The 22,287-nt window shown below is 71.5% G+C and carries 20 protein-coding genes; 9 read left to right on the top strand and 11 right to left on the bottom strand.

Annotation, left to right across the window (positions count from 1 at the left end; translation table 11 throughout):
* Positions 1-39: 39 nt before the first annotated feature.
* Positions 40-510, top strand: a complete 471-nt coding sequence (locus OG622_RS42670) for a DUF5709 domain-containing protein (protein WP_371582193.1) — start codon at positions 40-42, stop codon at positions 508-510.
* 38 nt (positions 511-548) lie between these two features.
* Here the strand turns inward: OG622_RS42670 and OG622_RS42665 are convergent, their stop codons facing one another.
* Positions 549-1,343: a metal-dependent hydrolase gene (locus tag OG622_RS42665; protein WP_371582191.1), complete on the bottom strand. Its 795-nt coding sequence runs from the start codon at positions 1,341-1,343 to the stop codon at positions 549-551.
* A 166-nt stretch (positions 1,344-1,509) separates the two neighbouring features.
* Here OG622_RS42665 and OG622_RS42660 point away from each other — a divergent pair, with 166 nt between their 5' ends.
* The gene (locus OG622_RS42660) at positions 1,510-4,023 is read left to right on the top strand and encodes a DEAD/DEAH box helicase (protein ID WP_371582189.1); all 2,514 of its coding nucleotides are present in this window, start codon (positions 1,510-1,512) and stop codon (positions 4,021-4,023) included.
* 19 nt (positions 4,024-4,042) lie between these two features.
* A complete protein-coding gene (locus OG622_RS42655) occupies positions 4,043-4,918 on the top strand; it encodes an acyl-CoA thioesterase (protein ID WP_371582188.1) in 876 nt (291 codons plus the stop codon).
* Positions 4,919-4,926: 8 nt separating this feature from the next.
* Here the strand turns inward: OG622_RS42655 and OG622_RS42650 are convergent, their stop codons facing one another.
* From OG622_RS42650 to OG622_RS42620, 7 genes are all read right to left on the bottom strand, one after another.
* Positions 4,927-5,955: a DUF6397 family protein gene (locus tag OG622_RS42650; protein ID WP_371582187.1), complete on the bottom strand. Its 1,029-nt coding sequence runs from the start codon at positions 5,953-5,955 to the stop codon at positions 4,927-4,929.
* Positions 5,956-6,085: 130 nt separating this feature from the next.
* Positions 6,086-6,499, bottom strand: a complete 414-nt coding sequence (locus OG622_RS42645; protein ID WP_371582186.1) for a roadblock/LC7 domain-containing protein — start codon at positions 6,497-6,499, stop codon at positions 6,086-6,088.
* 225 nt (positions 6,500-6,724) lie between these two features.
* Positions 6,725-7,330 carry an ATP/GTP-binding protein gene (locus tag OG622_RS42640; protein ID WP_371582185.1) on the bottom strand — a complete coding sequence of 202 codons (606 nt, stop codon included), beginning with the start codon at positions 7,328-7,330 and terminating at the stop codon, positions 6,725-6,727.
* Positions 7,331-7,517: 187 nt separating this feature from the next.
* A complete protein-coding gene (locus OG622_RS42635; protein ID WP_371582184.1) occupies positions 7,518-7,934 on the bottom strand; it encodes a DUF742 domain-containing protein in 417 nt (138 codons plus the stop codon).
* A 20-nt stretch (positions 7,935-7,954) separates the two neighbouring features.
* A complete protein-coding gene (locus tag OG622_RS42630) occupies positions 7,955-8,392 on the bottom strand; it encodes a roadblock/LC7 domain-containing protein (RefSeq protein WP_371582183.1) in 438 nt (145 codons plus the stop codon).
* On the bottom strand, positions 8,389-10,923 hold the full coding sequence (locus OG622_RS42625; RefSeq protein WP_371582181.1) for a nitrate- and nitrite sensing domain-containing protein: 2,535 nt from the start codon (positions 10,921-10,923) through the stop codon (positions 8,389-8,391). The genes OG622_RS42630 and OG622_RS42625 overlap by 4 nt, the downstream gene beginning before the upstream one ends.
* A 58-nt stretch (positions 10,924-10,981) precedes the next feature.
* Positions 10,982-11,758 (bottom strand): MHYT domain-containing protein, encoded by a 777-nt coding sequence (locus OG622_RS42620; RefSeq protein WP_371582180.1) that lies wholly within the window; start codon positions 11,756-11,758, stop codon positions 10,982-10,984.
* 152 nt (positions 11,759-11,910) lie between these two features.
* Between OG622_RS42620 and OG622_RS42615 the strand changes: the two genes are divergently transcribed.
* From OG622_RS42615 to OG622_RS42605, 3 genes are all read left to right on the top strand, one after another.
* Positions 11,911-12,510 (top strand): class I SAM-dependent methyltransferase, encoded by a 600-nt coding sequence (locus tag OG622_RS42615; protein ID WP_371582179.1) that lies wholly within the window; start codon positions 11,911-11,913, stop codon positions 12,508-12,510.
* Between the two features lie 152 nt (positions 12,511-12,662).
* The gene (locus OG622_RS42610) at positions 12,663-12,959 is read left to right on the top strand and encodes a hypothetical protein (RefSeq protein WP_371582178.1); all 297 of its coding nucleotides are present in this window, start codon (positions 12,663-12,665) and stop codon (positions 12,957-12,959) included.
* 137 nt (positions 12,960-13,096) lie between these two features.
* Positions 13,097-13,960, top strand: a complete 864-nt coding sequence (locus OG622_RS42605) for a hypothetical protein (protein ID WP_371582177.1) — start codon at positions 13,097-13,099, stop codon at positions 13,958-13,960.
* Positions 13,961-14,004: 44 nt separating this feature from the next.
* Here the strand turns inward: OG622_RS42605 and OG622_RS42600 are convergent, their stop codons facing one another.
* Positions 14,005-14,193, bottom strand: coding sequence for a hypothetical protein (locus OG622_RS42600; RefSeq protein WP_037705135.1), 189 nt, complete (start codon positions 14,191-14,193; stop codon positions 14,005-14,007).
* A 243-nt stretch (positions 14,194-14,436) separates the two neighbouring features.
* Here OG622_RS42600 and OG622_RS42595 point away from each other — a divergent pair, with 243 nt between their 5' ends.
* Together OG622_RS42595 and OG622_RS42590 are read left to right on the top strand one after the other, a co-directional pair.
* Positions 14,437-17,298 carry a DEAD/DEAH box helicase gene (locus OG622_RS42595; protein WP_371582174.1) on the top strand — a complete coding sequence of 954 codons (2,862 nt, stop codon included), beginning with the start codon at positions 14,437-14,439 and terminating at the stop codon, positions 17,296-17,298.
* Positions 17,295-18,590 (top strand): SWF or SNF family helicase, encoded by a 1,296-nt coding sequence (locus OG622_RS42590; protein ID WP_371582172.1) that lies wholly within the window; start codon positions 17,295-17,297, stop codon positions 18,588-18,590. Before OG622_RS42595 ends, OG622_RS42590 begins: the two co-directional genes overlap by 4 nt.
* 157 nt (positions 18,591-18,747) lie before the next feature.
* Here OG622_RS42590 and OG622_RS42585 read toward each other — a convergent pair whose 3' ends face one another.
* Together OG622_RS42585 and xylA are read right to left on the bottom strand one after the other, a co-directional pair.
* Complete coding sequence (locus tag OG622_RS42585) at positions 18,748-19,023, bottom strand: hypothetical protein (RefSeq protein ID WP_371582171.1); 276 nt, start codon at positions 19,021-19,023, stop codon at positions 18,748-18,750.
* Between the two features lie 447 nt (positions 19,024-19,470).
* On the bottom strand, positions 19,471-20,637 hold the full coding sequence (xylA, locus tag OG622_RS42580; RefSeq protein ID WP_371582169.1) for a xylose isomerase: 1,167 nt from the start codon (positions 20,635-20,637) through the stop codon (positions 19,471-19,473).
* Positions 20,638-20,782: 145 nt separating this feature from the next.
* On the opposite strand from xylA, the gene xylB reads away from it, so the two are divergent.
* The gene (xylB, locus tag OG622_RS42575) at positions 20,783-22,228 is read left to right on the top strand and encodes a xylulokinase (protein WP_371582167.1); all 1,446 of its coding nucleotides are present in this window, start codon (positions 20,783-20,785) and stop codon (positions 22,226-22,228) included.
* The last annotated feature ends 59 nt before the right edge of the window (positions 22,229-22,287 follow it).

Genomic DNA, 22,287 nt, shown 5'->3' with positions numbered 1-22,287 from the left:
AACGGTGGCACCGGGCCCGTCCCACCACTGGAGGTACCCGTGGACAGAGCCGGCGGTTGGGGAGACGACGTCTACCAGCCAGACGGATCCGAGATCCAGGACGACGCGGGGCTGCTGGACGCCGAGGACACCCTGGTCGCCGATGGTGTGGCCGACCCCCTCGACCGGGGCTGGTCCCCACCGGAGCGGCCATGGGCGGTCGAGCACACCGGTGTCACCGCGGCGGAGCGCCTGCGCGGTGAGACCCTGGAACAACGCCTCGCCGAGGAGCTCCCGGACATCGCCTACCCCGACGGAGACGGTATCGGCGACTCCCAGGACACCGACGGCGAGCCCCTGGACAGCGAGGTGGGCGACCTCCGCTCCGGCCGTCTCGTCGCTCCCGACGAGGGTGCGCACGAGGACGAGGAGAGCGGGCTGATCGCCAGCGACGTGGGCATCGACGGGGCTGCCGCCTCCGCCGAGGAGGCGGCGATGCACATCGTGGACGAGGGTCCGCCGTCCGGCTGACCCGGTTTCGAAGGGCTCGGCCAGGGCCGAGCGGCGCGTCAGATGAAGTTCAGCGCTGCCGCCGCGCCCACTCCCCCGAGCACCATGAACACCGGCATCAGCACCCGCAGCTCCACCCAGCTGCCGGCCCGGAAGCGCATGGCCTTCGGCGGGCCCAGGGGATACCAGCGCTTGCGCCCGATCGGTATCGGCCACAGAACCGGGCAGCCCGACACGGTCAGCGAGTCCCCGATGTCGTGCACCAGCGCGCCGAGCACGATCGGCAGCCCGAGCCACAGGTACTCCTGGCCCGGCTGTGTGAACAGCCAGTCCGCCCCGTTGCCCGGCTTGTCCAGGACACCCGCGAGGATCCAGGCACTGGTCGCGGCCAGCAGCCACACCAGCACATCGCTGCTCGAGCCCCGGGCCGCCCGCCACAGCAGACCCTCGATGGCCAGCACCATGTGCACGAAGAGGAGGGCCAGCACCGCCCAGCGGCCCCCCGTGATGGCGATGGCGGAGGCACCGGCGCCCAGCAGCGCTGCCCACAGCCAGGTGTGCGTGAGCGTGCGGTGCCCGCCGGAGCGGCGCGGGTCGCCCTGCTTCCTGGTCGCCTTGTAGACGGCGTACGAGAGCTTGTCGACGATCTCGCACACCCAGCGCGACAGTGGACCGAAGGAGCGCGAGATCGTGGCCGCCTTGTGGTCCAGGTCCGGGGCGAGCGCGGCACCCGCGCAGATCAGCGCACCGACCAGGAGGACCGGCCAGGGCATCGTGTGCCCTGCGGCGGCCGCTGCCGCCCCTACGCCGAGCCAGGCCGCGGCTCCCGACAGTGAGTGTGCTGGTCCCATCATGGCGGTGCCCCGTCCCATTCCGTTCGTGCCGCTGTCCAGGCGCCTTGAGTCGCTGTCCAGTTGTCCAGGTGCGCTGACATTCCGTCGGCGCCACAGCGTAGCGTTCGCGATCTTCCGTCCGGCATCCGATTCCCCCATCGGCCGCGCGTGCAGGCAAGATGGGGGCGTGACCCTCATCGATCAGCTGCCGCGGACCGCCGACCCCGACGCCCTCTACGAAGCCTTCGAGTCGTGGGCCCAGGAACGCGGTCTCACGCTCTACCCGCATCAGGAGGAGGCGCTCATCGAGGTGGTCTCCGGCGCGAACGTGATCGTGTCGACGCCCACCGGCTCCGGCAAGAGCATGATCGCGGCGGGCGCGCACTTCGCGGCCCTCGCCCGCGACGAGGTCACCTTCTACACGGCCCCGATCAAGGCGCTGGTCTCGGAGAAGTTCTTCGAGCTGTGCAAGATCTTCGGCACCGAGAACGTCGGCATGCTCACCGGCGACGCCTCCGTGAACGCCGACGCCCCCGTCATCTGCTGCACCGCCGAGGTGCTGGCGTCCATCGCGCTGCGCGACGGCAAACACGCCGATGTCGGCCAGGTCGTGATGGACGAGTTCCACTTCTACGCGGAGGCCGACCGCGGCTGGGCCTGGCAGATCCCGATCCTGGAGCTGCCGCAGGCCCAGTTCATCCTGATGTCGGCGACGCTCGGCGACGTCGCGATGTTCGAGGGGGACCTCACCCGGCGCACCGGCCGCCCCACCTCGGTGGTCCGCTCGGCGACCCGCCCGGTGCCCCTCTCCTACGAGTACGTGCTGACCCCGCTGACGGAGACGATCACGGAGCTGCTCGCCACCAAGCAGGCTCCCGTCTACATCGTGCACTTCACACAGGCGCAGGCCGTGGAGCGGGCGCAGGCGCTGATGAGCATCAACATGTGCACGCGGGAGGAGAAGGACCGGATCGCCGAACTGATCGGCAACTTCCGCTTCACCACCAAGTTCGGCCGCAACCTCTCCCGTTACGTGCGGCACGGCATCGGTGTGCACCACGCCGGCATGCTGCCCAAGTACCGGCGGCTGGTGGAGAAGCTGGCCCAGGCCGGTCTGCTGAAGGTCATCTGCGGCACGGACACGCTCGGCGTCGGTGTCAACGTCCCTATTCGCACCGTGCTGTTCACCGCTCTCACCAAGTACGACGGCACCCGGGTGCGGACGCTGCGTGCCCGTGAGTTCCACCAGATCGCGGGCCGCGCCGGGCGGGCCGGTTTCGACACCGCGGGCTACGTGGTGGGGCAGGCGCCCGAGCACGTCGTCGAGAACGAGAAGGCGCTCGCCAAGGCTGGCGACGACCCGAAGAAGCGCCGCAAGGTGGTCCGCAAGAAGGCGCCGGAGGGGTTCGTCGGCTGGACCGACAGCACCTTCCAGAAGCTCATCGTCTCCGACCCGGAACCACTCACCTCCCGCTTCCGCGTCACGCACACGATGCTTTTGTCGGTGATCGCCCGGCCGGGCAACGCCTTCGACGCGATGCGCCATCTGCTGGAGGACAACCACGAAACGCGGAAACAGCAGTTGCGGCACATCCGCCGCGCGATCGCGATCTACCGGTCGCTCCTCGACGGCGGCATCGTCGAGAAACTCGACGAGCCGGACGCCGAGGGCCGCATCGTCCGGTTGACGGTCGATCTCCAGCAGGACTTCGCGCTCAACCAGCCGCTGTCCACCTTCGCGCTGGCCGCGTTCGAACTGCTGGACCCGGAGTCCCCGTCGTACGCCCTCGACATGGTCTCCGTCGTGGAGTCCACGCTGGACGATCCGCGGCAGATCCTCGCCGCCCAGCAGAACAAGGCGCGCGGTGAGGCTGTGGCCGCGATGAAGGCGGACGGGGTCGAGTACGAGGAGCGCATGGAGCGGCTCCAGGACGTCAGCTACCCCAAGCCCTTGGAGGAGCTGCTCTTCCACGCGTACGACACGTACCGCAAAAGCCATCCCTGGGTCGGTGACCATCCGCTGTCGCCGAAGTCGGTGATCCGCGACATGTACGAACGGGCCATGACCTTCACGGAGTTGACGTCCCACTACGAGCTGGCGCGCACCGAGGGCATCGTGCTGCGCTACCTCGCGGGCGCCTTCAAGGCCCTGGACCACACCGTCCCCGACGACCTCAAGTCGGACGACCTGGAGGACCTGATCGCCTGGCTCGGCGAGATGGTGCGCCAGGTCGACTCCAGCCTCCTCGACGAGTGGGAGAAGCTGGCCAACCCCGAGGAGATGACGGCCGAGGAGGCCCAGGAGAAGGCCGACCAGGTCAAGCCGGTCACCGCCAACGCACGCGCCTTCCGTGTCCTCGTCCGCAACGCCATGTTCCGCCGTGTCGAGCTCGCCGCCCTCGATCACGTGGGTGAGCTGGGTGAGCTGGACGCCGAGTCCGGCTGGGACACCGAGCGGTGGGGCGAGGCGATGGACAAGTACTGGGACGAGTACGAAGAGCTCGGCACGGGCCCCGACGCCCGTGGCCCCAGGCTGTTGATGATCGAGGAGGAGCCGCAGAACGGGCTGTGGCGCGTCCGGCAGACCTTCGCCGACCCGAACGGCGATCATGACTGGGGCATCAGCGCGGAGATCGACCTCGCGGCTTCGGACGCAGAGGCACGCGCCGTCGTCAAGGTCACCGACGTCGGTCAGCTGTGAGCACTGGAGAGGCCCGTACATGACGACCAACCCCGCCGAGCGGCTCGTCGACCTGCTCGACCTGGAGCAGATCGAGGTCAACATCTTCCGTGGGCGCAGCCCGCAGGAGTCCCTGCAGCGGGTCTTCGGCGGCCAGGTCGCCGGCCAGGCACTGGTCGCCGCCGGACGCACCACGGAGGGCGACCGGCCGGTGCACTCGCTGCACGCGTACTTCCTGCGGCCGGGCCGTCCGGGGGTGCCGATCGTGTACCAGGTCGAGCGGGTTCGCGACGGGCGGTCGTTCACCACGCGCCGGGTCACCGCCGTGCAGCAGGGCCGCACGATCTTCAATCTGACCGCCTCCTTCCACAAGCCTGAAGAGGGGAGCTTCGAGCATCAGCTGCCGCCGGTCCGCAAGGTGCCGGACCCCGAGTCGTTGCCGACGGTGTCCCAGGAGATCACCGAGCATCTGGGCGCGCTCCCGGAGCAGTTGGAGCGCATGGCCCGGCGTCAGCCCTTCGACATCCGGTACGTCGACCGGCTGCGCTGGACCGCCGAGGAGGTCGAGAACGCCGAGCCGCGCAGCGCGGTGTGGATGCGGGCCGTGGGGCCTCTGGGGGACGACCCGCTGGTGCACACCTGCGCGCTGACGTACGCCAGCGACATGACCCTTCTGGACGCCGTCCGTATCCCGGTCGAGCCCCTCTGGGGGCCCCGCGGCTTCGACATGGCGTCGCTGGACCACGCCATGTGGTTCCACCGGCCGTTCCGCGCGGACGAGTGGTTCCTGTACGACCAGGAGTCGCCGATCGCGGTGGGCGGCCGCGGGCTGGCCCGCGGCCGTATCTACGACCTGGAGGGACGTCTGCTCGTGTCGGTCGTCCAGGAAGGGTTGTTCCGCAAGCTCGGCGCCTGACCGGCAGGTCAGTGATGTCCGCGCAGGAGCCAGCCCAGCAGGCCGCGTCGCCCCTCGGGAGCCGTGCCGGCCGTCGGCCGCGGTTTCCCGGGTCGGCGCCCGCCCCGGGGCAGGTGGGGTGCCGGTCGCGCTGCCGCCACCGGCGTCTCGTGCCGGGCGGTGTCCGACGCCGGCACTTTGCGGCGGGGCCTCGGTGCGAGTCGGTGGGCGCGGGCCTCGACGAGGGACTGCCGGAGATTTGTCCGCAGCCATTCGATCTCATCGGGGTCGTCCGCCGTCATGATCCACGCGGTGATCTGCGCGGCGGGAGAGTCGGGCGGCCCGTGGTCGGCCCGTGCGGGCCGGTGGCGGTTCAAGTGAGCCCGCTCGTAGGGGTCCTGGACGATCTCAGCGACCTGGATCGGATCGAGCAGGGCGGCCGGAGCGGCAGCGCGCCGCCAGGGGTCCTCGGCCTGCCGCAGCAGGAATCCGAGATGGCGCCCTCGCCAGTTCCGGGGGCGTAGGTCCAGCCCCGCCTCCAGCTGACGCCTCAGGTCCTCCGGCATACGACCCGTCAGCCATCGGGCGTTCTTCTCCTCGGCCACGAACTGCCTCAGTTCGGACGCCAGATAGAGCCAGACCACGGCTCGGTAGCGGTTGAGGTAGTACTTGACCGGCGTGACCAACCCCAGCCGTGCGAGACGCATGAACCGGGACGCCGGCACGCCGAGGATCTGGGAGGCCGTGTGGGAACCTACGGCGTCGACCCGTTCCCGGAGTGCTTCCGGAAAGCCCCTCTCGGCACGGAGCCGGTCGATCTCCGCCCGTGCGATCCGACGGTCTCCGCCTCCCTCGTCGACGACTGTTCGTAGGCATCCCAGTTGTACGGCGAGGTCGAGTTCGCTTCGTTTCAGGCCCAGTTCGCGGGCGGCGCGGCTCAGCGTGACGGTGCGGCCGGTCGCCCCGGCCGGTGCCGGGGCGGCGCTCGGCGTGGTGAGTGTGCCGGGCTCGGTGGTCGTGCCGGGCGTGGCGGATGGCGTGATGGTGTCGCCGGACATGGTGGTTCTCCCCCGTGTGGTGCGGTGCTCGCGCCGGTCTCGCGCTCGCCTCGGGAAAAACCGTAGCCCGTTCGCCGAAAGTCGTGGCGGGCCTGTGGACAACTCTGCCCGCAACGGCGAAAGCAGCAGGTCAGCGATCCATCGCGGCCGAGCGTTCGGGCTGGCGGGCGTCCACTCGGAGGTGTTCGCCGACGCGGTTCACGAGCAGCGTCATCTCGTAGGCGATCTGTCCGATGTCCGCCTCCGCGGCGCTGAGCACGCAGAGGCAGCTGCCCGGTCCGGCCGCGGTGACGAAGAGCACCGCGTCGTCGAACTCGATCATCGTCTGTCGTACGTCACCGGCTCCGAAGTGGCGGCCCGAGCCCTTGGCGAGGCTCTGCAGTCCCGACGAGACCGCGGCGAGATGTTCGGAGTCCTCGCGCCGCAGGCCGGTGCTCGCCGCGGTGACGAGTCCGTCGTTGGACAGCACCAAGGCGTGCCGTATGGGTTCCACGCGCTCGGTCAGGTCGTCCAGCAGCCAACCGAGTCCCGCGTTCTGCACCATCGTTCCTACTCCCCGTTTCGTCGTTCCCCCCTGGCAAGGAGGATCCGACGATTCAGCCTTCCCCACCGCTGGCGTCGGAGCAAGCAGGATGGGGACATGGCAAGGAAGATGACCGACAAGGAATGGCGGCCTTTCTTCCCGAACAGCGACAACGGGCGCTTCCCCACCCGAAACAGCGGTGTCGAGCGACGGAAACCGGCCAGGTACGGACGTGTTGGCGCCGGTTCAGCCCACGGAGTCGAGCAGCCGGGCGGTGTGCATCCGTCCGGCGTATTCGACGAGCCGTATCAGTACTTCCTTCCCGGAGTCGCGGTCCCGGGCGTCGCAGAGGACCACGGGAGTGCCCGGGTCGAGGTCTAGGGCGCGGGAGACGTCGGGGGCGTCGTACGCGCGGGCTCCCGAGAAGCAGTTGACGGCGACCACGAACGGGATGTGGCGGTGCTCGAAGTAGTCCACGGCCGGGAAGCAGTCCTGGAGCCGCCTCGTGTCCGCGAGGACGACGGCGCCCAACGCCCCTTGTGCCAACTCGTCCCACAGGAACCAGAACCGGTCCTGGCCCGGTGTGCCGAACAGGTAGAGCGAGAGCCCGGACCTGATGGTGATGCGCCCGAAGTCCATGGCGACGGTGGTGGTGACCTTCTGGTCCACCCCGTCGGTGTCGTCCACCGACTGGCCCACCTCGCTCAGGAGTTCCTCGGTGCGCAGGGGCCTGATCTCGCTGACCGCGCCGACCAGGGTGGTCTTGCCCACGCCGAATCCACCGGCGACGAGGATCTTCAGTGCCAGGGCGCCCGTGTCGCCCTCTGTCTCATCGGAGTGCTCGGAGACCATCGATCACTTCTCTCGGGAGTGTCGGCCGCGGTCGACGTCGGTTCGGCTGTGAGGAGTCAGCATCATGGCAACTGCCGTTCCTTCGTGGGGCGTTGGACCGGTATTTCATGTCACCGACCGCTTGTGCTCGTTCGGTGCCGGATTGGATGCGCGAGTCGGTACGGGCTGGGCCCATGCGCTTGTCCGTCTACAGCGCCTTGAGCCCCTCGATCACCTCGCGCAGGATCCGCTCGTCCGGCAGCTGCGCGGGGGGAACGGGGCGACTGACGGTCACGCGACCCAGTTCCAGGAGGTCGCCGAGGAGTACCCGCACCACGCCGACGGGCAGGTCGGTGCCCGCGGCGAGTTCGGCGACCGACTGGGTCTCGGTGCGGCACAGTTCGGCGAGTGCGCGGTGTTCCGGGCCGAGTGAGGTGTCGTCGTCGGCACCGGGTGCGCCGGTGTAGAGCGAGACCAGTGCGATCAGGTCGAAGCGGGCCCCGTTCGGGCCGGGGTTGGTGCGGCCGCCCGTCATGGCGTAGGGGCGAACGAGAGGCCCGGCCTCGTTGTCGTACCACCGGCTGCCCGGTGGTTCGTGCGAAGCGCCTGTGCTGCCTTCGGTCATGAGGACGGCCCGTCCCTGGTTCATCCGGCCGCGGGCGGGCGCGCGCCGGCGCGGGTCGGTGTGCAGAGGTGCTCGCCGACGCGTTTCACCAACCGTGCCATCTCGTACCCCACCAGGCCGATGTCGGCCGTGACCGAGGTGAGGACGGCGAGGCAGGAGCCGTCGCCGGCGGCGGCCACGAAGAGGAAGCCGTCGTCCATCTCCACCATGGTCTGGCGTACGCCGCCGACACCGAAGTGGCGGCCCGTGCCCTTGGCGAGGCTGTGGAAGCCGGAGGCGACGGCGGCGAGGTGATCGCCGTCCTCGCGCTTGAGGTCGCTGGAGGCGCCGACCGCGAGTCCGTCGTTGGACAGCACCACGGCGTGCCGTACCTCACGTACGCGCAGCACCAAGTCGTCCAGCAGCCAGTCGAGTTCACCGGGCCGCTCGGTGGCCCTGGTGCTCGGGTCCTGGATCATGCGGGGTCTCCTTCACTGCTCTCGCCACGCGTCGCGGGACCGTGGGTGACGCCTGAGCCGGGTGTTCTGCCGCCGCCTCGTGCCCAGCCGTCGCGGTAGGCCGCCATGCGGTCTCGTACGAGTTCCGGGGTGCGTTCGTCGTCGGCCCGGGAGGTTGCCGTCGGCGCGGGTTGCCCGGTGCGCTGTTCGCGCAGCTGGGGTGCGAGGTGCGCCTGGCGTACGCGGCGCGGCAGTTCGTCGGTGCCTTCCGGTTCCGGCGGGTGGCGGTGCGGCCGCAGCGTGGTGACGCCGGGCGGCGGCTCGGGCGGGCTGTCCGCCGTGGTCTGCCCGGCGGAGGGGACGGGGGCCATGAGGGCGCGCCGGTCCACGGACTGTTCGACGGGTTCCTGGTGCGGGGCGGCGGCCACGCGGGCGTACTCGCGTTGCTCGGGCTGCGGCCGTACTTCGGCGGTGGCGCGGGGGGAACGTTCCGGCGCGCCGCTGTGGAGCAGACTGGTGGGCAGGAGGACCACCGCTGTGGTGCCGCCGTAGGGCGAGGTCCGCAGGTGGACCTTGATGCCGTGGCGGGCGGAGAGGCGGCTCACCACGAACAGGCCGAGCCGGTCGCTGTCGAACAGGTCGAGGGCCTCGGACTGCTCGATGCGGCGATTGGCATCGGTGAGGGTCTCCTTGCCCATGCCGAGCCCCCGGTCCTCGACCTCCAGGGCGTATCCGTTGCCGACCGGTTCCCCGGTGATCCGCACGCGCGTGTGGGGAGGCGAGAACTGGGCGGCGTTCTCCACGAGTTCCGCCAGGAGGTGGGTGAGGTCGGCTACCGCGGTACCGGAGATCTTGGCCTCGGGGAGTTGCCGTACCTCCACGCGCGCGTAGTCCTCGATCTCGGAGACGGCCGCGCGGACCACGTTCGTCAGTGCGACGGGCAGGCGCCAGGCACGCCCCGGAGCGGCTCCGGAGAGGATGATCAGGCTCTCCGCGTGGCGTCGCATACGCGTGGTGAGGTGGTCGAGGCGGAAGAGGTCGCTGAGTTCGTCGGGGTCGTCGGAGCGGCGTTCCATACTGTCGAGCAGACCCAGTTGACGGTGCACGAGGATCTGGCTGCGGCGGGCGAGATTGACGAAGACGCCGGAGATGCCGCCGGCGAGTTCGGCGCGCTCGACCGCCGCGTGGAGGGCCGCTCGGTGCACGGTGCCGAGGGCTTCGGCGACCTGACCGGCCTCGTCCTCGGCGGGTCGTCCCGGCGGAGCCTCGGTGTCGACGTCGATCTCCTCTCCGGCGCGCAGTCTCCGCATGGCGTGGGGCAGTTTGCGGCGAGCGATCTCCAGGGCGTCGTTGCGCAGGCTCACCAGCTCGACGACCAGGCCTCGTCCGATGCGTACGGAGATGACGAGGGACGCGGCGACGGCGGCGAGCCCGAGGAGCACCGCGGCCCCCGCCGGGGTGAGCAGGGCGCGGGTGAACGGGTCGGCGCGCTGGGCGACTTCGCGTCCGGACTCGGACTCGATGCCGCGCATGCCGTCCCGCACGCGCGCGTGGGCGGACTTCCAGGTTGCTTCGGGAGCGGCGTGGAGCGCTTGGGCTCCGGGGTGGCTCGCGAGCACCTCGTCCTCGACGGCACGCAGGCCGGCGTAGGCGCTTCCTCCGGCGAGTTCCCGCCAGGCGGCACGTTCGGGCCCACGCAGATCGACACCGGCTGCTTCGGTCAGGGTGCGGCGGGTGGCGACGGCGCCGGTGAACAGGCGCAACCGCTCGCGGTCGAGGGTTCCGGCCAGGTGGGCTCCGGCCAGGACCGCGTCCTCCTGCGCCAGTGCCTCTCCCGCGCGGGCGAACTCGAGCAGTACGCGCGCGTCGGAGTCCAGGTCGGCGTCCTGGATGCCGGTGAGCGCGCCGTCCACGCCGAAGGCCGTGGAGATGGTCGTGGTGTACCGCTCGTACGTCTCGGTCCAGCCGCTGCCGCGGTCGAGCACCGCCGTTCGCAGCGCACGCAGTCGTTCGGCTCCGGTCACGAAGCCGGCGAGGCGTTCGGCCGCTCCTGAGGGCAGGTCGGTGCCGTCGGCGATGGTGTGTCGCTCACCCAGGCGCAGGGCGTCGACCGCCCGGTCGGTGCGTTGCGACAGGCTCAGCAGCGCGCTCTCCCGCTCCGCGGAGGGCCCTGTGGCGTAGCGTACGGCGGCCACGCGCTCGGCCTGGAGCGCCGCGACGGCGTCGGCCACGGGACCGCGTACGGAGGCGTCGACGCGCTGCGCCTGACGGATGCGGGCGACGTCCTGGGCGGTGGTGACAGTGGCGTACGCCCACAGGGCGAGCAAGGAGACGACGGGCACCATCAGCAGGCAGACGATCTTGGCCCGGACGGTGCGGGGGCGTATGTGCCATCGCCCCGCGCGTGTGGGCGGCCCGGTCGTCGGGGCGCCGGTCTCGTCGGAGTCGAAGCGCTCGTCGGCGGGAGGTCCGGCGTGGGCGCGGCGGCCGCGTATCGCGGGCTGGGGCGGCGTCTCGGCGCCGGCTGTCGGGGTCCTGCGGGGTGTACGCATGGCCTCCTCGATCGGAGTGTGGTGCGGGGCCGGCCTCGAAGCCCGCCACCGCGCGCGGCTAGTGGGCGGCGGAGTTCTCGACCGGCCGCTGGGCCGACGCGGATGCCTCGCGCTCCCCGGCCGTCGGCGACAGCGCGACGAACGCCGAGGTGAGGAAGAGGTAGGACCCGAGGCCGACGGCGAGGGGGAAGATGAACTGCATCGCCGTGGCCCCGGGCAGGACCGCCCCGGACGGAGCGACCTCCACACGCACCGCCCACATCGCGGTGTAGTGCATGCTGCTCACCGCCGCGCCCATGACCAGGGACGCGACGGTGACCGCGATGGGCGACTCGATGTTGAGGGCCGCCCAGAGGGCGGCGGTCGCGGCGACCACGGCGATCACGACGGAGAGCGCGACGAGTGCCGGGTCGTAGGTCACGTCCCCGTGCAGCCGAACGGCCGCCATGCCCAGGTAGTGCATGCTCGCGACGCCCAGGCCGGTGGTGAGCCCGCCCAGGAGGAGCGCCCGGCCGCGGTCCTGGCTGTAGCCGACGGCGAAGACTCCGGCGCAGACCACGATCATGGCGACGAGGAGACTCAGGATGGTCAGTGGCACGTTGTAGCGGATCTCGGTACCGCTGACGCCGAAGCCGAGCATCGCCACGAAGTGCATGGTCCAGATGCCGGTGCCGATCGCCGACGCCGCGGTGACGAGCCAGTTGCGGCGCGACCTGCCGGTCGTGCCGAGCGCGCGGACCGTGCAGCGCAGGCCGAGCGCGGCGCCGATGGAGGCCATGACGTACGACAGCGCGGGGGTCAGCAAGCCGAAGGTGGCGTGGTCCAGGTGTCCCATGGCTCCGGGACGCTAGTGGGGGCACGGGAGCACGGAAGGGGCGCATTTCGAAAGGTGCTGGAATGTGGCGCATATATGCAATGGAACGATCGCCTGCCGCCCGAACGTGTGCATCACCTGCTGGGCTGTTCCGGTGCGGGATCATGCGGAGCATGAGCGACGACCACACACACGTCCAGGAGTTCTTCACCGCACGGGCAGCCCTCTGGGACGCCCGGTTCCCCGACGACGGGCCCGCCTACGCCGCGGCGGTCGCCGAGCTCGGTCTGAGCGCGGGCGACCGGGTACTCGACGCGGGATGCGGCACGGGACGGGCCCTGACGCCGTTGCGCGCCGCCGTGGGGCCTTCCGGAGTGGTGCTCGGAGCCGATCTGACACCCGCCATGCTGGAGGCCGCCGTACGGGCCGGACGGGACCGCGACGGGCAGCTGCTGCTCGCCGACGTGGCGGGGCTGCCGTTGCGTACGAAGTCACTGGACGCGGTGTTCGCCGCGGGGCTCGTCGCCCACCTTCCGAACCCCACCGAGAACCTACGGGAGCTGGCGAGGGTGGTCCGGCCCGGCGGCACGCTGGCGCTCTTCCACCCCATCGGCCGGGCGGCGCTCGCGGCGCGTCAGGGGCGGCGGATCACCCCGGAGGACATGCGTGCCGAGGCGAACCTCGGTCCGCTGCTGGCCGGTTCGGGCTGGCGCATGACGTCGTACGCCGACGAGGACAGCCGTTTCCTCGCGCTCGCCGCGCGCGTCGGCTGAGCCCCGGCACCGTCCAGGAGGGCCCCGCCGCGCAGCATCCTGAAGGTGATGTTCGCAGGGCTTCACCCCGTCCTCCCCCTTCTGCGGCCGCGGCTCCGCCTCTACGTTGAGGAGGACGTGCCAGGACACCGACACGGGGGTATGTAGCCCACATGTTCGAGAGCGTTCGCAAGTCCTTCGGCAGATTCGTCGACTCGCTGCACAACGAGAGCACCGCACAGGAGGCGAAACGCACGCACAACCTGTTCGAGGCGGCCGCCGCCTACATCTCGGCCTGCGCCGAGGACGACCAGGAGCAGATCGACGAGACCGTGACCTGGGTGTCGCCCGAGGCCCTGTCGTTCGGGGTCAGCGAGCTGGCGTGCCGGGCGGTCATCGCACTCGCCCGGGAGCGGGACGAGTCTCCGCAGACGGTCGCGCGGTCACTTCTGGGGCTGCCCGCCGCCTGAACGAGTGAGGGTCTCCGGTCGATTCGCCCCTCCCCACCCGGAGACCGCAGCTCCGCACGGGGTTCGCGCTCGTGACAAGGGCCTGCCGGGCGCATTAGGGTGCGCCGACGGACGAGCGAGAGCGATGGGAGGCCCGCATGGCCGGGACGGACGACGACGCCGTCACCGCCGGGGACGACGACGCGCTATATGTGCTGACGGCGGTGCTGCTCACGCCCGCGAACTTCCCCAGTGTGCTGGGCGACGACTATCCGGAGGCCTGCGCGGCCCTCGGCCTCGCACCGCTTGCCGACGGGTACGGAATCGTCCTGGGACAGGACGGTGAGGGTGCCCGGTGGACGGTGGCCGTGGACGACGTGTCGCTGGTCGCCGTGGCCATCGCGTCGTGGGACTGCGGCATGGAGTACGACCTGTCACCCGACGAGAACTCGGTCGTGGCCGCACTGCCCGGCTGGCCCCTCGCGGTAGCCGTGGCGGCCCCGGGGGTGCCCGCCCCGCACGACCCCGACCCGGAGGTCTCGGACCTGCCCCCGCTGAGCCCGCCGGACACCGGCACCTGGGGGCCCGCCCAACGGCGTCTGGGCGCCGACGAGATCGCGCTGCAGTGGGCCAGGTGGCGGGAGCAGATCGGCGACTCCGCGTTCGCCGGGCAGGACGGCGCGAGCCGGGCGGCGACCGGCGACGCGACGCAGGCCGGGGCGGGGACCGATACCGGTAAGGCCGGGGGCGTCCCCGGCACGGGCATTCGCCGCGTTCTCGCGGAGGCACGCGCGTACGTGGAGTCTCCGCCGCCCCTCGGGCGCGTCCGCTCCTCGTTCGCCCCGGGCGACGCCCGGACCCTTCGTGCCGACGGTCCCGGCTGGTCGCTGGTGGCCAGGACCGACGACATCGCGTTCGTCCTTCTCGACGAGGAACCCGGCGAAGTACTGCCGGTGGGCCGGGGGCCGGAACTGCCCGGCCTTCTGGAGTCCCTCGACAAGATCGCCGTACGTCCGAACTGAGCTCATGACGCCGCACCGGCCCGCGCGAGCGGGCCGGTGGCGCCTCAGCGACCGAGCTCCTTGCGGCCGACCCGACGCAGCCTGCGGCGCTGTGAGGGGTCCAGCGCGAGGTACGCGGCCGTGGGGATCCCCAGGACTATCAGGAGATTGGCCCAGAAGGGGAAAGGCAGCAGGATCAGCAGGACGATCCCGATTGCCGCACCCCCCGCGACGATCTTCGTGCTCTTCGACATCCCTGTCGCCTCCTTCGCGGCCACTGCCGCTCTCTGTCATGAAAACGGGAGCGGACTCCCCGCAGTTCCGGACCACGACCCTGAGACGTCCCTGAGTCGAACCCCGTACAACCCTGAGATGCCCCGACCACCGAGCGGGAAAAGTGACCCACATCACTTCGAAGCATGCCCGTCGGAGGTTGAAGTGATGTATCATCGGCGATTCCGCCCACAGTAGTCAAATTTGAGGAGTTCGGTATTCCTGTGCCGCCGATTCCCGTGGCATCCCTCTTCGAGGTCTCCGAGCTGACCCGCTGCCGCGCCGTCTTCGTGGCCGCGGACCCCGGGCGCACCGGCCATGTCGTCTTCTGGCGACCGGACGGCTCCGAACCGCCCCTGGTCGCGCCCGGCTCTCCCGGGGAGCTGACGGTCGTCCTGCCCGGCGGTGAGGGCGTCGACCAGGTGACGGCGCCCGCCGTGTCGCTCCCGGTGCTCGCCGCACTTCCGGTGCTCACACGCGCGCGAGCCACCAAGGCCGCCGACCGGTCGACGGCGTTCTGGGGCGCGGCCGCCGTACTGGCGCTCCAGTTCGCCGCGCGCGGGCTGCTGTTGCCCGGCGTGACCGCGAGCGGGCATGACGCCTGGCGTGCCGGCCCGCTGCGTGCGGAGGACGTGGACCGGGTCAGGGACCTCGCCGCCGCGATGCCGCCCGAGGCACATGCGGTGCCGGTCGACCACCGTGAGCCGTTGCGGCTGCCCGACCCGGAGCGCCTGCTGCACGCCTTCCTCGACGCCGTCGTGGACTCGCTGCCCCGCTCCCCCGCCGCGAGCGTCGCGGCGGGCGGCCCGGCCTTCTCCGCTCAGGAGCCCCAGTACGTGCCCGAGCAGCGCGCCTGGGCCGCCGATGTCGCCTCCGGGCACGACGCGGGGGTCCGCGTCTCGTTGCGCGTCGAGATCCCCGGGCTCGCCTCCGTCGACGCCGACGAGTCGGGCGGGACGCAGCTGCCGTTCCGCGTCGTCCCGCAGGTCCACAGCGTGAGCGACCCCGCGCTCGTCGCGGACGCCTCCGCCGTGTGGGCCGGCGCCGAGCCCTTCGGCCCACGCGCGCGGATGGACGCCCTGCTGGCGCTGCGCCGCGCGGCCCGCGTCTGGGCCCCGCTCACCCCACTGCTCTCGGCAGCCGTGCCGGACGCCGTGGAACTCGCCGACGAGGAGGTCGCCGATCTGCTCGGCGAGGGCGCCCGGGTGCTGGCGGCGGCAGGCGTCGACGTGCACTGGCCGAAGGAGCTCGCACGCAAGCTGACCGCCCGCGCGGTCATCGGCCCACCGGACGAGGAGCAGGGCCCTGACAAGGCCGCGTCGGACACCCCGTCGCACCTGTCGTCCGACGCGCTGCTCGCCTTCGACTGGTGGTTCGCCCTGGGCGACCAGCGGCTCACCCGGCAGGAGCTGGACCTGCTCGCGGAGGCGAATCGCCCCATGGTGCGGCTGCGCGACCAGTGGGTCCTGGTGGACCCGGAGGAGATCCGCCGGGCCCGTGCGCAGCAGGACCGCAAGGTGTCGCCCGTCGACGCGCTCAGCGCCGCTCTGACGGGCTCGACGGAGGTCGACGGCCGGATGGTCGACGTGCGGCCCACTGGGTGGCTGGCGACGCTGCGGGAGCATCTTTCGAACCCTGAAGGGCAGGAGCCGGTCGGGCAGCCGTCCGGGCTCGCCGCGACACTCCGCGACTATCAGCTGCGTGGCCTCAACTGGCTGGCCCGGATGACCTCCCTGGGCTTCGGCGGCTGTCTCGCCGACGACATGGGCCTCGGCAAGACCATCACCCTGATCGCTCTGCATCTGCACCGGCAGTCGGACGCCTCGTCGGCGGGGCCCACCCTTGTGGTCTGTCCGGCCTCGCTGATGGGCAACTGGCAGCGGGAGATCGAGAAGTTCGCACCAGGTCTGCCGGTGCGCCGCTTCCACGGGGCCCGGCGCGGCCTGGACGGGCTCGCCGACGGGGAGTTCGTCCTCACCACGTACGGCACCATGCGGCTCGACGCGCCGCGCCTCGCCGACGTGCCCTGGGGCATGGTCGTGGCGGACGAGGCCCAGCACGTGAAGAACCCTTATTCGTCCACGGCGAAGGAACTGCGCACGATCGGGGCACGCGCGCGTGTGGCGCTCACCGGCACTCCGGTCGAGAACAACCTGTCCGAGCTATGGGCGATCCTCGACTGGACCACTCCGGGCCTCCTCGGCAGACTCGGCACCTTCCGCACCCGGTACGCGCAGGACGTCGAGGGCAGCCGGGATCCCGTCGCGGCGGAGCGACTCTCCCGTCTCGTACGGCCGTTCCTACTGCGTCGCCGCAAGTCGGACCCGGGCATCGCGCCGGAGCTCCCGCCGAAGACCGAGACCGATCGGGCCGTGTCGCTGACCAGGGAACAGGTGGGTCTGTACGAGGCGTTGGTCCGCGAGACCATGGCGGAGATCGCCGGTGCCGACGGCATGGAACGGCGCGGACTGATCGTGAAGCTGCTGACCGGTCTCAAGCAGATCTGCAACCATCCCGCCCAGTTCCTCAAGGAGGAACGGCCCCGGATCCCGGGCAGATCCGGGAAGTTGGAGCTGCTGGACGAACTCCTGGACACCATCCTCTCCGAAGGGGCGAGCGTTCTGGTGTTCACGCAGTACGTCCGGATGGCACGGCTTCTGGAACGTCACCTGGCGGCGCGCGGTGTGCCCACACGGTTCCTGCACGGCGGGACACCGATCCCCGAACGCGAGGCGATGGTCGAACACTTCCAGGAGGGCGAAGTGCCCGTCTTCCTCCTGTCGTTGAAGGCCGCCGGCACGGGGCTGAACCTGACCCGGGCCGAGCACGTCGTGCACTACGACCGATGGTGGAACCCTGCCGTCGAGGCGCAGGCCACGGACCGGGCGTACCGCATCGGCCAGACGCGGCCGGTGCAGGTGCACCGGCTGATCACGGAGGGAACTATCGAGGACCGCATCGCGGACATGCTGCTGCGCAAACGGGAACTGGCCGACGCGGTGCTGGGCGGCGGCGACTCGGCGGTCACCGAGTTGTCCGACGCCGAACTGTCCGACCTGGTGGAGTTTCGAGGGGGCGCACGATGACCGACCGTACAGAACCCGACGACGAACGCACGTTCGCGGCGCCGGCTCCTGTGAGCGGGCGGGGTTTCGCGCAGACGTGGTGGGGCCGGGCCTGGTTGAAGGCACTGGAGGACGCGGCGTTGGACGGGGAGCATCTGCGGGCGGGGCGCCGGCTAGCGCGCACGGGGGCCGTGGGCGCGGTGTCGGTTCGCCCCGGGCGCGTCACCGCCGTCGTCCAGGACCGCGACGGCACCGCCCACCGCGCCGACGTCCTGCTCCAGGAGTTCTCCGAGGACCACTGGGACCGCTTCCTGGGCATGGCGGTCGAGCGGGCCGGGCACATCGCCGCCCTGCTCGACCGCGAGATGCCGCCGCATCTGGTCGAGGACGCCGCGACCGCTGGAGTCGAACTGCTGCCCGACCTCGGTGATCTGGAGGCGGAGTGCGACTGCGGAGCCTGGGACCACTGCGGTCATACCGCGGCCCTCTGTTACCAGGTGGCCCGACTGCTGGACCAGGACCCGTTCGTCCTGCTGCTGATGCGGGGCCGCGCCGAGCGTGCGCTCCTCGACGAACTCCAGGTGCGCAGCATCGCCTCCGCGGGGGATACCGAAGGGCAGATGACGCCCGAAGATCTCCGGGACAGGCGTCAGGACGGGCTGGACGCCGCCGAGGCGTTCGCGGCGGGCGAGATCCTTCCGCCGCTCCCCGAGCCGCCCCGACCGCCGGTGGAGCCGGGCCGGCCGGCCTCACTGGACACCGAGGCACCGCCGGCGCCCGGGGTGGACCCGGCCGCGCTCGAGTTCCTGGCGGCGCAGACGGCCCGGGAGGCCCATCGGATGCTGGCCGACGCTCTCCGCCCCGGACACGGGCAGCAGCCTCTGGACGGCGAGTTGACGCTCCTTCAGGACGCGGTGCGGCTGGCCTCCGGTGATCCGGGACCGGGCATCGGGGCGCGGCTCGGCCGGGGTTCCGAGCGTGGCCGGGAAGGGCTGGCGCTCGCCGTCCGTGCCTGGCGGTACGGCGGGGTGGCCGCTCTCGCCGTACTGGACGGGGAATGGCACGTACAGGCGGAATCGCTCGCACGCGCGCGTGCCGCGCTGGAGACGGCCTGGGACGAGGACGAGCGGCCTGTACTGCGGTCCGCGCACAACCGTTGGACCGTGGCCGGCGGCTCGGCCCAACTGCGCCTGGGCCGGGACGGCCGCTGGTGGCCCTACCGCAAGGAGCGGGGCCGGTGGGCGCCCGCCGGCCCCGCAGCGCACGATCCGGCGACGGCGCTGGCTATGGTCAGCGCCGAGACCGACGCCTGAGGCCGCTCCTGGAGCGAGTGGGCTGCTCTTCGGTGCGCGCCGCATTCGGACGCCGTAACGCGTGCCTGAGCCGCATTGGGTCCACGCGTGTGGAGCCACATGGGGTCCACGCGCGTGTGGGGCTCCTCGCCCCAGCCCCGTGGTTCGGCGACCTTCCTCATTCGCCGCCGTCGGCAGGGGCCGGAAAGAGCGAGCCGAGGTCGCTGGGAAACTCGCTCGGGAACTCGCTGAGCACGTCACTCGGCAGATCGCCCGGGAAGCCCGAAGGCAGCGTCGGAAGGTCGCTGGGCAGTTGGGACGGGAGGCTCAGCGAAGGGGTGGGTGAAGGACTCGACCCGCGGCCGGTCTCGCCCGGCGGCCGGTCGTTCGGCGATCCCTCGCCCCCGGTGACCGCCAGCACCACGGCGACGACGGCACCCAGGGCGATGATCACGGCCGACACGATGAACGCGAGGTGGCGGCGCCCGCCGGGGGGAGGCCCTCCGGGCGGATCGGGTGGCTGCCGGCCACCACCCTGCCCTGTCGGAGGCAGGCCACCACCCTGTGACGGCGGACCGAAGCCCCCGGGTGGTGGTGTGTGTTCCCCGGGACCACCCGGCGGCGGGCCGTAGCCCCCTGACGGCGGCCCGAACCCTCCGCCGTTGGACGGCGGAGTACCGCCCGGCGGCATGCCCATACCGACAAGAGTCGCCGCACAACGGCCAAGGCGCGAGCCCTGCGCGGGAGTTGATACGGACTCATGCCATGAATCGCATGATCCCGGAGAATTCCGTGCAGAAATCGACCGAGGGAGGCGCAGGGGCAGCCGAGACCGAGACCGGCCGGGGACATGGGGAGGCCCCTTCCGCGCCGACGGAAAGAGCCTCCCACGCGCGCGTGATCAGCCGCGCGCACCCAGCAGGTGGTCCATCGCCAGCTGGTCGAGCTGCTCGAAGGCCATGCCGCGAGCGGCGGCGGCCTCGGCGTCGAACTCCTCGAAGGCCGTACGGTCCGCGAGCAGGGCCTGCAGGCCGTCGGCGACCGTGGGCTGGGCCAGCTGGTCCAGCCGTGCGGCACGCAGGGCCTCCTGGACCGCCGGGTCCGCACGGAAGGCGGTCGCACGCTCCTTGAGGATGAGGTAGTTGCGCATGCAGCCCGCGGCCGACGCCCACACGCCGTCGAGGTCCTCAGTGCGCGGCGGCTTGAAGTCGAAGTGCTTGGGGCCCTGGTAGCCGGCGGTCTCCAGGAGGTCGACCAGCCAGAAGGCTGAGCGCAGGTCGCCCGCGCCGAAGCGGAGGTCCTGGTCGTACTTGATGCCGGACTGACCGTTGAGGTCGATGTGGAAGAGTTTGCCTGCCCACAGGGCCTGGGCGATGCCGTGCGTGAAGTTCAGCCCCGCCATCTGCTCGTGGCCGACCTCGGGGTTGACGCCGTACAGCTCCGGGCGCTCAAGGCGCTCGATGAAGGCCAGGGCGTGGCCGACCGTGGGGAGCAGGATGTCGCCGCGCGGCTCGTTCGGCTTGGGCTCGATCGCGAACTTCAGGTCGTAGCCCTGGGCGGTCACGTACTCGCCGAGGAGGTCGAAGGCCTCCTTCATGCGGTCGAGGGCGTCACGGACGTCCTTGGCGGCGCCGGACTCGGCACCCTCGCGGCCGCCCCACGCGACGTAGATCTTGGCGCCCAGCTCGACCGCCAGGTCGATGTTGCGGATCGTCTTGCGCAGCGCGTAGCGGCGGACGTCGCGGTCGTTGGCGGTGAACGCGCCGTCCTTGAAGACGGGGTGCGTGAACAGGTTGGTGGTGGCCATGGGCACGGTCATGCCGGTCGTGTCCAGGGCCGCGCGGAAGCGCTTGATGTGCTCCTCGCGCTCACTGTCCGAGGACCCGAAGGGGATCAGGTCGTCGTCGTGGAAGGTCACGCCGTAGGCGCCGAGCTCCGCCAGACGCTGCACCGACTCGACCGGGTCGAGGGCGCGCCGGGTGGCGTCGCCGAACGGGTCCCTTCCCTGCCAGCCGACGGTCCACAGGCCGAAGGTGAACCTGTCGTCGGGGGTGGGCTGGTAGTTCATGCCGCGGCTCCTTGCGCTCCGACTATTTCGTCATGGCGATTTACAAATTAGTATGCGGACGTGTCTCCGGGAAGGCAAGATGTCGCCGGACGGAGACACCGGCCGCGTCAGCGGCAGTCACGAGCCGTGTGAGAGGAAGAGCCCGATGTCAGCAGCCGAGGGTCCGCTCGTCGTCGGTGTGGACTCGTCCACACAGTCCACCAAGGCGCTGGTCGTCGACGCGTCGACCGGACGGGTGGTGGCGAGCGGGCAGGCGCCGCACACCGTGTCCTCCGGTGCGGGCCGGGAGAGCGATCCCCGCCAGTGGTGGGACGCGCTGCGCGAGGCGCTGCACCAGTGCGGGGATGCGGCGCGAGAGGCCTCGGCGGTCTCGATCGGCGGCCAGCAGCACGGCCTCGTCACCCTCGACGCCCAGGGTGAGCCGGTCCGTCCGGCGCTCCTGTGGAACGACGTACGCTCGGCACCGCAGGCCGCTCGTCTGGTGGAGGAACTGGGCGGCGCGAAGGGCTGGGCGGAACGCGCCGGCAGTGTGCCGGGCCCGTCCTTCACCGTCACGAAGTGGGCCTGGCTGGCCGAGAACGAGCCCGAGGCGGTCCGCGCGACCGCCGCCGTACGCCTGCCGCACGACTACCTCACGGAGCGCCTCACCGGTCAGGGCACGACCGACCGCGGCGACGCCTCCGGCACGGGATGGTGGGCGTCCGCGACCGAGGCGTACGACGCGGAGGTCCTCGACCGGGTGGGGCTGGACCCGGCACTGCTGCCCCGTGTGGTCCGGCCGGGCGAGGTCGCCGGGACCGTACGGGACGCCCACGATCTGCCCTTCGCCAAGGGCACCCTGGTCGCCGCCGGTACGGGCGACAACGCGGCGGCCGCACTGGGGCTCGGGCTGCGCCCCGGCACCCCGGTACTGAGCCTCGGCACCTCCGGCACGGTGTACGCCGTCTCCAAGCACCGCCCCGCGGACCCGACCGGCACGGTGGCCGGCTTCGCCGACGCGCACGGGGACTGGCTGCCACTGGCCTGCACCCTGAACTGCACCCAGGCCGTCGACCGGGTCGCCGCCCTGCTGGGCCTGGACCGCGAGGCCGTGGAGCCGGGCACGAGCGTCACCCTCCTCCCCTACCTGGACGGCGAGCGCACCCCGGCCCTGCCGCACGCCTCGGGCCTGCTGCACGGACTGCGCCACGACACGACCGGCGGACAGCTGCTCCAGGCCGCGTACGACGGCGCCGTCCACTCGCTGCTCGGCGCCCTCGCCCTGGTGCTCGACGCCGACGCGGACACCTCCGCGCCGCTGCTGCTCATCGGCGGGGGCGCGCGGGGCACTGCCTGGCAGCAGACCGTGCGCCGCCTGTCGGGGCGTGCCGTGCAGGTCCCCGAGGCCAAGGAACTGGTGGCGCTGGGCGCCGCCGCGCAGGCCGCAGGACTGCTCACCGGCGAGGACCCGGCCGCGGTCGCCCGCCGCTGGGACACCGCCCGGGGGCCGGTACTGGACGCCGTGGAGCGGGACGAGGAGACACTCGCCAGGATCTCCGGGGTACTGTCCGACGCGGCACCGCTGATGGAGCGTGCACCGGGCGGCAGCTGACCATGCCAGGGGCGTCCGACCAAGCCAGGGGCGTCCGAAGTGGGAAAATCCGATTCCGG

This window comes from Streptomyces sp. NBC_01314 (assembly GCF_041435215.1).
Classification (GTDB): domain Bacteria; phylum Actinomycetota; class Actinomycetes; order Streptomycetales; family Streptomycetaceae; genus Streptomyces.
The sequence above is the reverse complement of the archived record's forward strand: the minus strand, read 5'-3'. Positions and strand labels throughout refer to the sequence as shown.

Coding starts and splice junctions, on each gene's coding strand:
- OG622_RS42640 (WP_371582185.1), bottom strand. CDS start 7,330: ATGGTCTCCGAGCACTCCGATGAGACAGAGGGCGACACGGGCGCCCTG.
- OG622_RS42625 (WP_371582181.1), bottom strand. CDS start 10,923: ATGCGTACACCCCGCAGGACCCCGACAGCCGGCGCCGAGACGCCGCCC.
- OG622_RS42590 (WP_371582172.1), top strand. CDS start 17,295: ATGACCGACCGTACAGAACCCGACGACGAACGCACGTTCGCGGCGCCG.
- xylB (WP_371582167.1), top strand. CDS start 20,783: ATGTCAGCAGCCGAGGGTCCGCTCGTCGTCGGTGTGGACTCGTCCACA.
- OG622_RS42605 (WP_371582177.1), top strand. CDS start 13,097: ATGGCCGGGACGGACGACGACGCCGTCACCGCCGGGGACGACGACGCG.
- OG622_RS42655 (WP_371582188.1), top strand. CDS start 4,043: ATGACGACCAACCCCGCCGAGCGGCTCGTCGACCTGCTCGACCTGGAG.
- OG622_RS42615 (WP_371582179.1), top strand. CDS start 11,911: ATGAGCGACGACCACACACACGTCCAGGAGTTCTTCACCGCACGGGCA.
- xylA (WP_371582169.1), bottom strand. CDS start 20,637: ATGAACTACCAGCCCACCCCCGACGACAGGTTCACCTTCGGCCTGTGG.
- OG622_RS42635 (WP_371582184.1), bottom strand. CDS start 7,934: ATGACCGAAGGCAGCACAGGCGCTTCGCACGAACCACCGGGCAGCCGG.
- OG622_RS42650 (WP_371582187.1), bottom strand. CDS start 5,955: ATGTCCGGCGACACCATCACGCCATCCGCCACGCCCGGCACGACCACC.
- OG622_RS42665 (WP_371582191.1), bottom strand. CDS start 1,343: ATGATGGGACCAGCACACTCACTGTCGGGAGCCGCGGCCTGGCTCGGC.
- OG622_RS42610 (WP_371582178.1), top strand. CDS start 12,663: ATGTTCGAGAGCGTTCGCAAGTCCTTCGGCAGATTCGTCGACTCGCTG.
- OG622_RS42620 (WP_371582180.1), bottom strand. CDS start 11,758: ATGGGACACCTGGACCACGCCACCTTCGGCTTGCTGACCCCCGCGCTG.
- OG622_RS42645 (WP_371582186.1), bottom strand. CDS start 6,499: ATGGTGCAGAACGCGGGACTCGGTTGGCTGCTGGACGACCTGACCGAG.
- OG622_RS42630 (WP_371582183.1), bottom strand. CDS start 8,392: ATGATCCAGGACCCGAGCACCAGGGCCACCGAGCGGCCCGGTGAACTC.
- OG622_RS42600 (WP_037705135.1), bottom strand. CDS start 14,193: ATGTCGAAGAGCACGAAGATCGTCGCGGGGGGTGCGGCAATCGGGATC.